At 71.3% G+C, this 12,862-nt stretch carries 12 protein-coding genes; 9 read left to right on the top strand and 3 right to left on the bottom strand.

What is annotated here, in order from left to right; all coding sequences use genetic code 11:
- Window positions 1–37: 37 nt before the first annotated feature.
- The 4 genes from ACTMVF_RS35400 (at window position 38) to ACTMVF_RS35385 (ending at window position 4,783) form a co-directional block, all read left to right on the top strand.
- Complete coding sequence (locus ACTMVF_RS35400; protein ID WP_441275152.1) at window positions 38–1,063, top strand: SDR family oxidoreductase; 1,026 nt, start codon at window positions 38–40, stop codon at window positions 1,061–1,063.
- A 52-nt stretch (window positions 1,064–1,115) separates the two neighbouring features.
- On the top strand, window positions 1,116–2,405 hold the full coding sequence (locus tag ACTMVF_RS35395) for a sensor histidine kinase (RefSeq protein WP_441275151.1): 1,290 nt from the start codon (window positions 1,116–1,118) through the stop codon (window positions 2,403–2,405).
- Window positions 2,390–3,043, top strand: coding sequence for a LuxR C-terminal-related transcriptional regulator (locus ACTMVF_RS35390; protein WP_441275150.1), 654 nt, complete (start codon window positions 2,390–2,392; stop codon window positions 3,041–3,043). The genes ACTMVF_RS35395 and ACTMVF_RS35390 overlap by 16 nt, the downstream gene beginning before the upstream one ends.
- A 201-nt stretch (window positions 3,044–3,244) precedes the next feature.
- Window positions 3,245–4,783 (top strand): DUF1996 domain-containing protein, encoded by a 1,539-nt coding sequence (locus ACTMVF_RS35385; protein WP_441275149.1) that lies wholly within the window; start codon window positions 3,245–3,247, stop codon window positions 4,781–4,783.
- A gap of 77 nt (window positions 4,784–4,860) precedes the next feature.
- Here ACTMVF_RS35385 and ACTMVF_RS35380 read toward each other — a convergent pair whose 3' ends face one another.
- Window positions 4,861–5,292 (bottom strand): hypothetical protein, encoded by a 432-nt coding sequence (locus ACTMVF_RS35380; RefSeq protein ID WP_441275148.1) that lies wholly within the window; start codon window positions 5,290–5,292, stop codon window positions 4,861–4,863.
- A gap of 69 nt (window positions 5,293–5,361) precedes the next feature.
- Between ACTMVF_RS35380 and ACTMVF_RS35375 the strand changes: the two genes are divergently transcribed.
- From ACTMVF_RS35375 to ACTMVF_RS35355, 5 genes are all read left to right on the top strand, one after another.
- A complete protein-coding gene (locus tag ACTMVF_RS35375; protein WP_441275147.1) occupies window positions 5,362–5,922 on the top strand; it encodes a tetratricopeptide repeat protein in 561 nt (186 codons plus the stop codon).
- A gap of 72 nt (window positions 5,923–5,994) precedes the next feature.
- Entirely contained in the window at window positions 5,995–7,920 is a 1,926-nt protein-coding gene (locus ACTMVF_RS35370) for a hypothetical protein (protein ID WP_441275146.1), read from the top strand.
- An 88-nt stretch (window positions 7,921–8,008) separates the two neighbouring features.
- Window positions 8,009–8,887, top strand: a complete 879-nt coding sequence (locus ACTMVF_RS35365; protein ID WP_441275145.1) for a metal-dependent hydrolase — start codon at window positions 8,009–8,011, stop codon at window positions 8,885–8,887.
- Window positions 8,887–9,903, top strand: a complete 1,017-nt coding sequence (locus ACTMVF_RS35360; protein WP_441275144.1) for a PDR/VanB family oxidoreductase — start codon at window positions 8,887–8,889, stop codon at window positions 9,901–9,903. Before ACTMVF_RS35365 ends, ACTMVF_RS35360 begins: the two co-directional genes overlap by 1 nt.
- A 56-nt stretch (window positions 9,904–9,959) precedes the next feature.
- Window positions 9,960–10,649, top strand: coding sequence for a TetR/AcrR family transcriptional regulator (locus ACTMVF_RS35355; protein ID WP_441275143.1), 690 nt, complete (start codon window positions 9,960–9,962; stop codon window positions 10,647–10,649).
- Between the two features lie 18 nt (window positions 10,650–10,667).
- On the opposite strand, the gene ACTMVF_RS35350 is transcribed toward ACTMVF_RS35355, so the two are convergent.
- Both ACTMVF_RS35350 and ACTMVF_RS35345 read right to left on the bottom strand, forming a co-directional pair.
- A complete protein-coding gene (locus ACTMVF_RS35350) occupies window positions 10,668–11,030 on the bottom strand; it encodes a 5-carboxymethyl-2-hydroxymuconate Delta-isomerase (protein ID WP_441275142.1) in 363 nt (120 codons plus the stop codon).
- A 31-nt stretch (window positions 11,031–11,061) separates the two neighbouring features.
- Window positions 11,062–12,834 (bottom strand): SpoIIE family protein phosphatase, encoded by a 1,773-nt coding sequence (locus ACTMVF_RS35345; protein WP_441275141.1) that lies wholly within the window; start codon window positions 12,832–12,834, stop codon window positions 11,062–11,064.
- Window positions 12,835–12,862: the final 28 nt, after the last annotated feature.

Genomic DNA, 12,862 nt, shown 5'->3' with positions numbered 1-12,862 from the left:
GTTCCGTCCCGCGCCCGTGCCGGGCAGAGTCGGCGGTATGAGACTTCTGGTGCTGGGTGGTACGGAGTTCGCGGGACGGGCCGTCGTGGAGGCGGCCCTCGGGCGCGGCTGGGACGTGACCGTCTTCAACCGGGGCCGGCACGAGCCGCCGGCCGGGGTGCGGTTGCTGCGAGGCGACCGCACCGCCTCCGACGGGCTCGCCGCCCTCGCCGAGCACACCGGCGAGTGGGACGCCGTCGTCGACACCTGGTCGGCGGCGCCCCGCGCGGTGCGGGACGCGGCGCGGCTGCTGCGGGGCCGCGCCGGGCGGTATGTGTACGTGTCGAGCCGCTCGGTGTACGAGTGGGCACCGCCCGCGGGGTACGGCGAGGACGCGCCGCTGGTGGAAGGCGCCGAGGCCGGTGCGGACCAAACCGACTACCCGCGGGACAAGCGGGGCGGCGAGCTGGCCGCCGTCGAGGAGTTCGGGGCGGATCGCTCGGTGCTGGTGCGGGCGGGGCTGATCCTCGGGCCGTACGAGAACGTCGGCCGACTGCCGTGGTGGCTCGGTCGTATCGCGCGCGGCGGGCCCGTCCTCGCGCCCGGGCCGCGAGATCTTCCGCTCCAGTACATCGATGTCCGTGACCACGCGGAGTGGATCCTCGGTGCGGTGGAGCGGGAGCTCAGCGGGCCGTACAACCTGACGAGCCGGCAAGGGCACACCACCATGGGTGAGTTCCTCGACGCGTGTGTCGCCACCGTCGGCGGCAACGCCGAACTGCGCTGGACCGAACCCGAGGTGATCCTGGACGCGGGCATCGAGCCGTGGACCCAGTTGCCGGTGTGGGTGCCGCCGGGCAGCGACATGCACGACGCCCTGCACAGCGCCGATGTGTCCCGGGCCGTCGCGACCGGACTGCGCTGCCGGCCCGTCGAGGAGACCGTCGCCGACACCTGGCGGTGGCTGACGGACATCGGCGGCACGGCGCCCATGCGGCCGGACCGGACGTCGAAGGGGCTCGATCCGGAGGTGGAGGCGAAGGTGCTCGCAGGCGCGGGGGGTGTACCTGACACCACCTCCTGATCGGGGGGCTCGGCCCCGTGACCTGCTCCCCCGCCTCGTCCAGACTTGCGGCATGACGACCACAGAGACGAAGAGCGGCAGCAGGGCGCGGGGCATGGTGCTCGCGGCACTACGGGGACTGGGACTGGCGCTGGTGCTGCTGCCGGGGGCCGTGCTCTGTTTCACGCTCTCCCTGGTGTCCATCGCGCTGATCCCGATCGGCGTGGGCATCGTCACGACACCGTGGGTGCTCACGGGGGTTCGGGCGTTCGCGAACTGGCGGCGGGTCATCGCGGCGGAGTGGGGCGGGGTGCGGATTCCGCCGGCGTACCGCCCGATACCGAAGGACGCCAATCCCTGGGTCCGCACCTTCGGGATGCTGCGCGATCCGGCGACCTGGCGAGACCTGCGGTGGCTGCCGTTCGACATGACGGTGGGCTTCACCACCGCGCTGCTGCCCGCCGTGCTCGTGCTCTACCCGCTGGAGGGGTTCGCGCTGGCGGCCGGGCTGTGGCGGACCATGACGGGCGGACCGTATGTCGAGTACGGGCCGTACTGGTACGGCTTCGTGCCGGTGAGCGACCAGACGTCCGCGTTCGGCGCGGCAGCCCTGGGCGCCGTGCTCCTCGTCCTCGCCCACCGGTTCACCGTCCCGCTGTTGCACCTCCACTTCCGCCTCACACGGGCCGTCCTCGCCTCCAACCAAGGTCAACTTGCCGAGCGCGTACGGGTATTGACCGAGACCCGGCGCGACGCCGTCGACACCTCCGCCGCCGAACTGCGCCGTATCGAACGGGATCTGCACGACGGGGCGCAGGCCCGGCTGGTCGCCATGGGCATGGACCTCGGCACCATCGAGATGCTCGTCGAGAAGGACCCGGACCAGGCGAAGAAGCTCCTCGCACACGCCCGCAAGTCCTCCGCCGACGCGCTCGCCGAACTGCGCGACCTGGTCCGTGGCATCCATCCGCCGGTCCTCGCCGAACGCGGACTCGGTGACGCCGTAAGGGCGTTGGCGCTGCGGATTCCCGTGGCCACCGAGGTGACCGTGGAGCTGCCCGGGCGGGCGGAGGCGCCCGTGGAGTCCGCGGCGTACTTCGCGGTCAGCGAGGTGCTCACCAATGCCGTCAAGCACTCCGGCGCCGACCGGATCTGGATCGACCTGCATCACGTGTCCGAGGGCGCCGGCATGCTGCGCGTCACCGTCACCGACAACGGCAAGGGCGGTGCCGTGATCGGGGCCGGTTCGGGCCTCGCCGGGATCGAGCGGCGACTGGGTACATTCGACGGCGTCCTGGCCGTCAGCAGTCCCGTGGGCGGCCCCACCATGGTCACCATGGAGATTCCTTGCGCGTTGTCCTAGCCGAAGACCTGTTCCTGCTGCGCGACGGACTCGTCCGGCTCCTTCAGGCCTACGACTTCGAGATCGCGGCGGCCGTGGAGACCGGCCCCGAGCTGGCCCGCGCGCTGGCCGAGCTGGAGCCGGACGTCGCCGTCGTCGACGTACGCCTGCCGCCGACGCACACCGACGAGGGGCTGCAGTGCGCGCTGGAGGCCCGGCGGAAGAAGCCGGGGCTGCCGGTGCTGGTGCTGTCCCAGCACGTGGAGCAGTTGTACGCGCGGGAGTTGCTCGCCGACGGCAGCGGCGGGGTCGGGTATCTGCTGAAGGACCGGGTGTTCGACGCGGAGCAGTTCGTGGACGCCGTACGGCGGGTCGCGGCGGGCGGCACCGCGATGGACCCGCAGGTGATCCAGCAGCTGCTGTCCCGGCGCGCGGCCGACGACCAGCCGCTGGCGCGGCTCACGCCCCGCGAGACGGAGGTGCTGGAGCTGATGGCGCAGGGGCGGTCGAACGGGGCGATCGCGGAGCGGCTCGTCGTCACGGAACGGGCGATCGCCAAGCACACCGCCAATATCTTCGCCAAACTGGGCCTGGAAGTATCGGACGACGACAACCGTCGCGTGCTGGCGGTTCTCGCGTATCTCGACCACGGCCGGTGAAAACGGACCCGGCGTGCACCCGCCGTCAGGGATCAACAACTCCCGGTGTTTATGGGGCTGTTGAGCACACAGCGTTCTCACGAATCTCTCAACAATTTCCGAGGCGACTGAACACCCATGGGACGCCCTCCGTATGAATGGGAGCCGCTTCACTCCTGTCGGGCGCCTCGATGCCCCGAAAAAGGAAGTCAGAGGAGTTCCATGGGACGCAACACGAGAAAACGCCGTACGCCGCTGGCCACCAAGGCCATAGCCGCATCGGCGGCCCTAGCGCTCGGTGGGGGCGGGCTTGTATGGGCCAACTTCTATGCTTCGGCACACGAGGACAACTCTGGGTGGAACCAGACGAAGTCCACGAACGCCCAGGTCGCGACGATCAACTGCCCTGATGTCGGCCAGAAGCTGACGAAGGTGCCGAAGAGCGCGCGCAAGGGCGTCGCCAAGGAGCTGGCGCTGCTGGACAGGCAGGTCACGGACGCCTACAAGCGTCTCGCTGAGACGCGGCAGGCCCAGGCCGGGGACGCCAACTTCGTCAACAACGCCATCCTCGGCCCGCTGAAGTCCAAGCGCGTGGCCACGCTCGACCGGATCGGCATCAACATCAACCGGGCCGGCGGCCAGCGACCGCAGAACCTGGACCAGCTCGCCCAGTGCCAGGGCGTCCCGGCCGAGCAGCCGGAGACCAACGACGGTCAGCAGGGCGGGGACCAGAACCAGGACGGTCAGGACCAGAACAACGACGGTCAGGACCAGGGCGGCCAGGACGGCGGCGGACAGGACCAGGGCGGCAACGGCGGTCAGGCCGGCAACGGTCCGAACGCGGACGACTTCGTGGACATCACCCAGGTCCAGGGCAGCGCACAGCTGGGCGTCGGCGCGAACGGCCTCCCCGCGAACGGGGACAGCGGTTCGACCGGCAGCTTCACCACCAACTGCGGCACCAACGAGAACGAGAACCGCAACTCGGACAACGTGATCGTCGCTCCCGGTGTCAGCAACGGCGCGCAGCACCAGCACGACTACGTCGGCAACCAGGCCAACAACGCTTTCGCGAGCGACCAGGACCTGGCGAACGGCGACACCACCTGCCAGAACCAGGGTGACAGGTCGTCGTACTTCTGGCCGGTGCTGCGGGTGCAGGACGGTCAGAACGACATCGACGCGAACGCCCCCGGCGGCGGTCAGGACGGCAACGTCGGCACGATCGTCCAGCCCAGCGAGGCACAGCTGAAGTTCGTCGGCAACAAGACGAGCGATGTCGTCGCGATGCCGCAGGCCCTGCGCATCATCACCGGTGACGCCAAGTCCTTCGTGAACGGCAACAACAACGCCAACGCGAACTGGAGCTGCACCGGCTTCGAGGACCAGGTCCAGCTGCACGACAAGCTCCCGATCTGCCCCGAGGGCAGCTCCGTGGTGCGGACGTCCAACTTCCAGAGCTGCTGGGACGGCCAGAACATCGACAGCGCCAACCACCGCACGCACGTGGCGTTCGTCCAGGCCGACGGCACCTGCGCCAACGGCTTCCAGGCGATCCCCCAGCTCCAGGTCCGCCTGGTCTACGACGTGCCGGCCCCGCAGATCCAGAACGGACAGGTCCAGAACGCCTTCGCGGTGGACTCCTTCCCGGACCAGCTGCACAAGGCGATCACCGACCACAACGACTTCATCAACTTCTTCGACGAGAACACGATGAACGAGATGGTCAACTGCATCAACAGCGGCCAGGACTGCCAGTAACAGTCCTGAACCGGTAGCGAAAGCCGGCGGTGGGATCTCCTCCACCGCCGGCTTTCGTCTGTCCCGGATCTCTGCGGTCAGCCGTGGTGGCTGCCGCTGTTGTGACTGCCTCCGGGATTCATGTGCTCGGAGCCTTCCTCCATGGTTCCGCCCAGCTTGCTCTGCAGCGTGGTGACCGTCTTCTCCTGGCCGACGGCGACCCATTTGCGACCGACGAGGTAATAGCCGCCGTAGTCCTTCGCACCGCTCAGCCACTCGGCCTGGCCGCGGTCGGTGGCGAAGGTGGCGAGGATGTACTTGTCCTTGCCGGTCTTGCAGATGGCCTGCCGGATCTCGTCGGCGTCCGTCTGCATGTCGGGCTTGCACTTGACCTCGGCGGCCAGCTTCTCCAGGCTGCCGGTCGCCGTCCGCGGAACGGCCGCCTCGCTGTCCCCGCCGGATCCACAGCCCGCCAGTGCCAGTACCGTCGCCGCGCCGGCCAGCGCGAGCCTGGGTCGGGTCAACCTCATGTGTTCCTCCGGTCCATGCCGCACAGAGCCCCGGCGGGGCCCTCGTCTCCCATACGGCTGTGGCATGCGATGCGCTCAAATCCGAGGCTCTCACGGGCACGGGTGTGCGAGTGTGGGTCGGTGAACCAGGACTGGGAAGATCGCGTGGGCGCCGTCTGGGCGACCTTCGACGCCTACGCGGAAGCCGAGGCGGCCGACTTCCGCGCCGCCATCGACGCCCTCGTCGCCGAGCTGCCGGACGACAGCCCGCTGGGCCCCTTCGAGCAGGCATGTGCCTGGGACTCGACGGGTCACTCGGACCGGGCGGTGCCGCTGTACCGGGAGGCGCTGGCGCGCGGGCTCAGCGACGTGAGCGGCTACAAGGGGCGGCGGGCCAAGATCCAGCTGTCCAGCTCGCTCAGGAACATCGGGCAGGCCGAGGAGGGTGTCAAGCTGCTGACACCCGAACTTGACGCGCCCTCCGACGAGCTGGACGACGCGGTCCGGGCGACGCTGGCGCTGTGCCTGTCCAGCCTCGGGCGTGACCGCGAGGGGCTGGCCCTGGTGCTGGGCGCTCTCGCGCCGCATTTGCCGCGTTATCAGCGGTCGATGGCGAATTACGCCCGAGCACTGCTGGAGTCGGAGGACTGAGCCGTCTCGGGGAGGGCGCCCGGGCGGTCCGGGTACCGGTGACCAACGGACCATTCGCTCGTTCTGCTGAACGTGCAGTCACAGGATGTCGCCCCGCGCCCCGCCCCCTCCTCGGCCGACCCGGTCGTCGATATCGAGCGGGCCGAGGCCGCGCTCGTCGAGCACTATCCGCGTCTCGTCCGGCTCGCCTACCTGGTGCTGCCGCCGAGCCTCGGCCGCAACCGGCGTGTGGTGACCGCGCACTCCCTCACGCAGCGCGCGCTGCCCCGGGGCCGGGCGGCGGCCACGCCCGCGATCCCGGCCCAGTCGACCGGCCGCGACGGAGACCCCGGGTACGCCTTCCTCCGCCTCCAGGTCCTGCGTACGGCGCTGGAGGCGGGACTGCCGCTGCGGCGCCTGGCCTGGCCCAAGCGCTCCCAGCTGCCGCCCCTGCTGCCCCAGGTATGGGGCCTGCGCCTCTTCCCCCGGTCGGGCGGCGCCGACGAACTCGCCCTGGACCAGCAGTTGTCGGCGCTGTCCGGCCCGGCGCGGGCGGCCTACGTCCTGCGCGGCCTGGAGAAGCTGAAGGACGGCGCCGTACGCGACGTACTGTCGGCGGCCGGCGTCGAGGACGTGGACGACGCGCTCGACGAGGCGGAAACCGTGGCCGCGCGGTACGCCCTGCTCGACTCCCCGGAGTTCGACCCCTGCTCGCTCCAGGCCCGCCCCACCGACCTGATGCGGCGCAGGCAGCACACGAAGGCCGCGCTCGCCGCCGGAGCCGCCCTCCTGGTGTGCGGGGCACTGCTCGGTCTGCCCGGCGAGGGCTGGGGCCCGGGCGGTGCCGCCGCCCCCTCGTACGCGCAGAACCCGGCGGCCGAGGCCGCCCTCGATCCGGCCCAGTTGACGAAGGTCCCCGCCCTGGCCTGGCAGTCCTCCGCCCGCACCGACTTCTCCGTGTGGCCCGCGCGCGGCGACCTCACCGACGATTCGGCCCTGCTGCGCCGCGCCCTCGCCGTCTGGGCCCGCCCCGGCGAGACGGTCGCGGTCTCGGCGACCCCCGGCACCCCGGCGGGCGGCCCGCCCGGGGCGCCCCAGCTGCTGTACGCCGGTACCGTCGACAACGCGCACGTGGTGCTCATCTACGACGGCCTGCGCATCGTCCGCTACGCCGAGCCGAGGGAGGGCACGGCCGGCGCCGCCCTGGACTTCTCCCGGGTCGACGGCGCGACCAGGGCGGAGGCGAGCGCGGTGGTGCTGAGCCGGGCCGACGGCAACGTCCGCTATCTGGTGGCGCCCTGGGTGAAGAAGGCGGCCGAGCGGGATCTGCTGAAGCCACGCACCGGCGCGATGGCCCTCACCCTGACCGACGGCATCACCTCTCCGCTGGCGAGCCCCGCCACCCAGCAGACCGGCACCTGCACGTCGTGGAACGTCCTGCAGCTGACCGACAGCACCGGCACCCGCCTGCTGACCGACCTCGCCGAGCTGGTCCCGGCCCGCCTCACCACCGGCCGCCCCGGGTCGGTCAAGGACGCGGCCGGCCCGGCGGACTTGCGCACCTGGGCGCCGTACTCCTGCTGGCTGGGCGCGATGCGCTCCGCGGGCGTGCGCACGGTCAACGCCTGGGCGTTCGCCCGGCAGGCGCTGCCCGACGGGACCGGCTCGGCGGACTGGGTGTGCACACGCACCGAGACCTGGCGGGGCGGTGGCGAGCGGGTGCTCGCCCAGTTCCGGGCGCCGGGCGCGGCGCAGGCGACGGTGGCCGCGAAGGCCGAGAACGTATCGGCGTGCGGAGCCCGGGATCCGCATGTGCTGGCCGGGGTGTTGTGGAAGGCGAACACGGGCGGCTGGTATCTGCTCGCGGCCGGCACCCGGGACACGGAGTCGATCCGGGCCACGGGCGGGGTCCGCGGCAGCACCGAGGGCAGCCTTCTCACGGCGCGGGCCAAGCAGGGCGCGCAGAGTGAGCTGAAGGGGACGCTGGAGAGCGGGCGCACGATCAGCGGGCTGCGGTGAGGCCCGGCCGGGCGCCTTGCTGACAGGAATGTAAATAGGGGCGCGCGCGGGGGTTCACCCCAGACCTACCCGTCAGTACATTGACGCCATGTCTAATACGCAGGACCGGGTGCCGCTCAAGGCCCGCAAGGTGTCCTTCTCCTGGGACGACACCCCGTTGCACTGGGTGCCCGGGGATCCGCTCACCACGCACACCATCAATGTGCTGCATCTGCTGCTGCCCGCCGGTGAGCGATGGTTCGTGCACGTCTACAAGCAGGTGCTGCCGTACATACGGGACGAGCGGCTCCGCGAGGACGTCATCGGGTTCATCGGGCAGGAGGCGATGCACTCGCAGGCCCATGACGAGGTGCTGCCGCATCTGCGGGAGCAGGGGCTCGATCCGACGCCGTACACCGCACAGGTCGACTGGTTCTTCGAGAAGCTGCTCGGCGACCGCACCCTCCCGCCGGGCCGGGCGCGGCGGTGGTGGCTGATGGAGCGGGTCGCGCTCATCGCGGCCATCGAGCACTACACGGCCTTCCTCGGCAACTGGGTGCTGAACGCCGAGGAGTTGGACCGGCGGGGCGCCGACCCGACCATGCTGGACCTGCTGCGCTGGCACGGTGCCGAGGAGGTCGAGCACCGGTCGGTCGCCTTCGAGCTGTTCATGCACGTCGACGGGAGCTACCGGCGGCGCGTGCGGACCTGGGCCGCCGCCTTCGCCACGCTGGTGTTCCTCTGGCAGCGCGGGGCACGGTTCTTCATGGAGAACGACCCGACGCTCGCCGAGGGGAAGGCGAGCTTCAAGGAGTTCTACGTCCGCGGGCGGCGAGGCCTGCTGCCGACGACCGGGGACATGGCACGGTCCATCCCCCGCTATCTGAGCGGGAGTTACCACCCGTCGCAGGAGGGCTCCACCGCGCAGGCCGTCGCCTATCTGGCCTCCTCCCCCGCCGCCATGGCCGCAGAGAAGGGCTCCCGCTGATGCCGAAGCCGCTGACCGTCGCGGTCGTCGCCGGTGCCGCGCTGCTCACCCGGAGGGCGATGCGCCGCCGTATCAAGGTCTCGCCGCTGTGGCCGTGGCCCGCGCTGGAGGAGCCGGTCTCCGGGCGGCCCCGGTCCCGGGCGCTCCGGCTGACGGTGACCGCGCGGGAGGCGGTCGCCGAGGGGGTCGTACAACTCCGCCTGGAAGGCCACGACTTGCCGCGCTGGGAACCCGGCGCGCACGTCGATCTCGTCCTGCCGTCGGGGCTGGTGCGGCAGTACTCGCTGTGCGGGGACCCGGAGGACACCTCGTCGTACACCGTGGCGACCCGGCTGGTGGAGGACGGGCGAGGTGGCTCGCGCGAGGTGCACGAGCAGGTGCGGGAGGGAACGGAGCTGGAGGTGCGGGGGCCACGGAACAGGTTTCCACTGGTCACGGCCCCGTCGTACGTCTTCGTCGCGGGCGGTATCGGGATCACTCCGATCCTGCCGATGCTGCGGGCGCTGCCCGCCGGGACCGAGTGGCGGCTGCTGTACGCCGGGCGGACGCGGGAGTCGATGCCGTTCCTGGAGGAGGTCGAGAAGCTCGGCGGGGACCGGGTGACCGTCGTGGCGGGGCGGCCCGATCTCGACGCGCTGGACATCCCCGAGGGGGCCGCCGTGTACTGCTGCGGCCCGGAAGGGCTGATGACCGCCGTGGCGGAGAGGTGGCCGGGGGTCCACCTGGAGCGGTTCACGCCCCGGACCCTTTCAGGTGGCGCCTTCGAGGTCGAACTCCGGCGCAGTGGGCGGACGTTGACGGTTCCGGCGGACTCCTCCGTGCTGGCGGCCGTGCGGGCGGAGCTGCCGAACACCGCGTACTCCTGCGAGCAGGGGTTCTGCGGGACCTGCCAACAGCGGGTGCTGGAGGGCGAGGTGGACCACCGGGACGAACTGCTGACGGACGCGGAGCGGGCCGACTCCATGTTGATCTGCGTCTCGCGGGCGCGGAGTGACCGACTCGTACTGGATATGTGAACACCGGCGGTCGGTCCGGTCCGTTCGGGGCCGGATTCGATCGGTAAGGTGTTCGCATGACTACCGGGGTACGCCGAAGAATGGGAGTCGAGGAGCGGCGGCAGCAGTTGATCGGCGTCGCCCTCGAACTGTTCAGCCAGCGCTCGCCCGACGATGTCTCCATCGACGAGATAGCGTCGGCGGCGGGCATCTCCCGTCCGCTGGTCTACCACTACTTCCCCGGCAAACTCAGCCTGTACGAAGCCGCGTTGAAGCGTGCCGCGCAGGACCTGGCGGCCCGTTTCGTCGAGCCGCAGGAGGGGCCGCTGGGGGCCCGGCTGCTGCGGGTGATGCGCCGGTACTTCGACTTCGTCGACGAGCACGGCCCCGGTTTCTCGGCGCTGATGCGCGGCGGCCCAGCGGTCGGCTCGACGGCGACGAACGCGCTCGTCGACTCCGTGCGGCAGGCCGCGTATGTCCAGATCCTTTCGCACCTGAAGGTGGAGAACCCGCCCGCGCGCCTGGAACTGGTCGTCCGCTCCTGGATCTCGCTGGCCGAGTCGACGGCGCTGATCTGGCTGGACGGGCGGCGCATCCCGCGCGCCGAGCTGGAGGCCCAGCTGGTGCACGACTTCGCCGCGCTGGCCGCGGTCAGCGCCGCCCACGACGACGAGATGGGCGAGCTGCTGCGCCGCATGCTGAAGGAGGAGCCGGCCGACGATCCGTTCGGCGACCTGGTCACCCGGCTGATCTCCTTGGCATCCTAAGACCCTGTCGGACAGGGCCTAGCGTTCGAACTTGCGGTAGGACGAGTCGAGGTCGCGCACCTCGGCGGAGGCGTGCAGGACGAACGCGTCCTCCTCCACGTGCTTCCGCAGCAGCTCCAGGACGGCCTCGGTCAGCTTCGCCTTCGTCTCCTCGGTGCGGCCGGCCAGCAGTCCGAGCGTGACGTGCACGACCGCGTGGCCCTGCTCATCGGGGTCCTCGTAGCCGAACACCGTGTACTCGCTCCGACGGAACTGCGTCTTGCACGCCTCCGGCTTAGCCGCCGCGATCTCGACGGTGGCGGAGTGGAGCGCCCGCGCGAACCCCTCCCGGTCGAAGGCGTGGGCCAGTACGCCGGAATAGTCGACGGTGATCTGCGGCATGGGCACTCCTGTTCTACGGCAGCATCTGGGCTCACCCTAACCGCAGCGCCAGCATCGCGATGTCGTCCTCCCGGCCCCGCCCGAAGCAGCCCAGCAGCGTGTCGCACAGCGCGTCGAGGCCGTCCGGTGCCTCGGTGGCGGCCGTGCGCAGCTGCTCCATGGACGTGGCGAGGTCGATGCCGCGGGTCTCGATGAGGCCGTCGGTGACCATGAGGAGGCGGTCCCCCCGGTCCAGGACCAGCTCGCTGGGCTCGGGCCGGTCGAGGGCGAGCCCGAGCAGCGGGCCGTCCACCGGGACGTACTCGGCGTCGCCCGCGTCCCGCAGGATCAGCGGCGGAATGTGGCCCGCGTTGGCGATCCTGATGCGCCCGGTCCCGGGGTCGACCAGGGCCAGGCAGACCGTGGCGGTGACATCGGGGTGGTAGTGCTGAAGCATCCGGTCCAGCCGGGCCGCGAGCGCGCCGGGGTCGCTCTCCTCGACGCAGTAGGCGCGCAGCGCGTGCCGGATCTCGACCATCACCGTGGCCGCGTCCAGCGAGTGCCCGACGACGTCCCCGACGGCGGTGAGCACCCCGTGGTCGGTGCGCAGGGCGGCGTAGAAGTCCCCGCCGATCTCGGCCTGCCGGGACGCGGGGACGTACCGGACGACGACGTCCACGCCGGGCAGCGCGGGGAGCCGGTACGGCCGGGGCAGGAAGCTGTGCTGCAGGGTGAGGGCGATGTCCCGTTCCGCCTGGTACATCAGCAGCGGTTCGGCGGCGAGGGCGGTGGCTTGGGCCAGGCGCTCCGCGGCGCGCTCGGCGGGGAGTGACGCGGGGAGTGCCGCGATAGAAAGTGCCGCGTTGTGTCGTCGGGCGTCCGCGGGCACGTCGTGGTGGGTCGCGCCCCGCGGCGGAGCCGCATATCGATACCGCCCCGCGCCTCTTTGGGGCGCTGCACATGCCGGTGTCGCGATGCATACACGGGCTCGGCCCTCCTGTCCCGACGCCAGCACCAGGTGGGCCTCCTCCCGGATGCCGGGACGGAAGAAGCCGGCGGGCCATAGCGAGGCGGGCACCATCGTGCTGTGCACTCCGTTCCGTCCCTCCGCGATCCGGGTGATCAGCCGTGCCGCCGCCACGTGCGGGGCGGTGTCGGGCAGGGCGGTGGGGGTTCCCGCCGGGCGGGTGAAGCCGTGGCTCCGGGGCAGGTGGAGGGGGCTCGGGGAGCAGCCCCAGTGGGGTTCGCCGTCCGGGCCGATGACGAAGACGACGGCGGGCGTACCGCTGAGCCGGGCCGCCCCCGCGGCGGCCGCGTCGGCCAGCTCCCCCAGGCAGCGCGCCGTCTGCACGGTGACGATGGCCTCGGACAGCAGCGTCAGCCGGTGTGCCAGCGTCTCGGCCGCGGTGCGCCGGCGCGCCCGGCGCACCGCGGACCGGACGACGGCCTGGATCTCCCTCGGCTCGGCCGGCACGGTCAGATAGGCGTCGGCGCCCACGTCGAGCCCCCAGCACCGGTCCCCCACCTCCATGGCCGTGGCCGAGAAGTGGACGACGGGCAGCGCAGACGTGGACGGGCGGGCCTTGACCCGGCGGCACAGTTCGAAGCCGCTCATGTCCGGCAGCCCGACATCGACGAGGGCCACGTCGGGCAGGGCGCCCGCGCGCAGCCGCAGGTCGAGTTCGCTCAGCGCCTCGCCCGCGCTCGCGACCGGTACGACATCGTGGCCCGCGCGACGCAGCACGGCGCCCATGGCGTAGCGGCTGGCCGATACGTCGTCGACAACCATCACCGTCGTACCGGACTGCTTGCCGTAACCGTCCATCGTCCGCAGCCTTCGATACACGTGAGTG

This window comes from Streptomyces sp. SD31 (assembly GCF_052068475.1).
In the GTDB taxonomy this organism is placed as follows: Bacteria; Actinomycetota; Actinomycetes; order Streptomycetales; family Streptomycetaceae; genus Streptomyces.
The sequence above is the reverse complement of the archived record's forward strand: the minus strand, read 5'-3'. Positions and strand labels throughout refer to the sequence as shown.

Excerpts from the sequence above, each read along its gene's own strand:
- ACTMVF_RS35400 (WP_441275152.1), top strand. The coding sequence starts at position 38 with ATGAGACTTCTGGTGCTGGGTGGTACGGAGTTCGCGGGACGGGCCGTC.
- ACTMVF_RS35395 (WP_441275151.1), top strand. The coding sequence starts at position 1,116 with ATGACGACCACAGAGACGAAGAGCGGCAGCAGGGCGCGGGGCATGGTG.
- ACTMVF_RS35385 (WP_441275149.1), top strand. The coding sequence starts at position 3,245 with ATGGGACGCAACACGAGAAAACGCCGTACGCCGCTGGCCACCAAGGCC.
- ACTMVF_RS35380 (WP_441275148.1), bottom strand. The coding sequence starts at position 5,292 with ATGAGGTTGACCCGACCCAGGCTCGCGCTGGCCGGCGCGGCGACGGTA.
- ACTMVF_RS35375 (WP_441275147.1), top strand. The coding sequence starts at position 5,362 with ATGCGCTCAAATCCGAGGCTCTCACGGGCACGGGTGTGCGAGTGTGGG.
- ACTMVF_RS35365 (WP_441275145.1), top strand. The coding sequence starts at position 8,009 with ATGTCTAATACGCAGGACCGGGTGCCGCTCAAGGCCCGCAAGGTGTCC.
- ACTMVF_RS35360 (WP_441275144.1), top strand. The coding sequence starts at position 8,887 with ATGCCGAAGCCGCTGACCGTCGCGGTCGTCGCCGGTGCCGCGCTGCTC.
- ACTMVF_RS35355 (WP_441275143.1), top strand. The coding sequence starts at position 9,960 with ATGACTACCGGGGTACGCCGAAGAATGGGAGTCGAGGAGCGGCGGCAG.
- ACTMVF_RS35350 (WP_441275142.1), bottom strand. The coding sequence starts at position 11,030 with ATGCCGCAGATCACCGTCGACTATTCCGGCGTACTGGCCCACGCCTTC.
- ACTMVF_RS35345 (WP_441275141.1), bottom strand. The coding sequence starts at position 12,834 with ATGGACGGTTACGGCAAGCAGTCCGGTACGACGGTGATGGTTGTCGAC.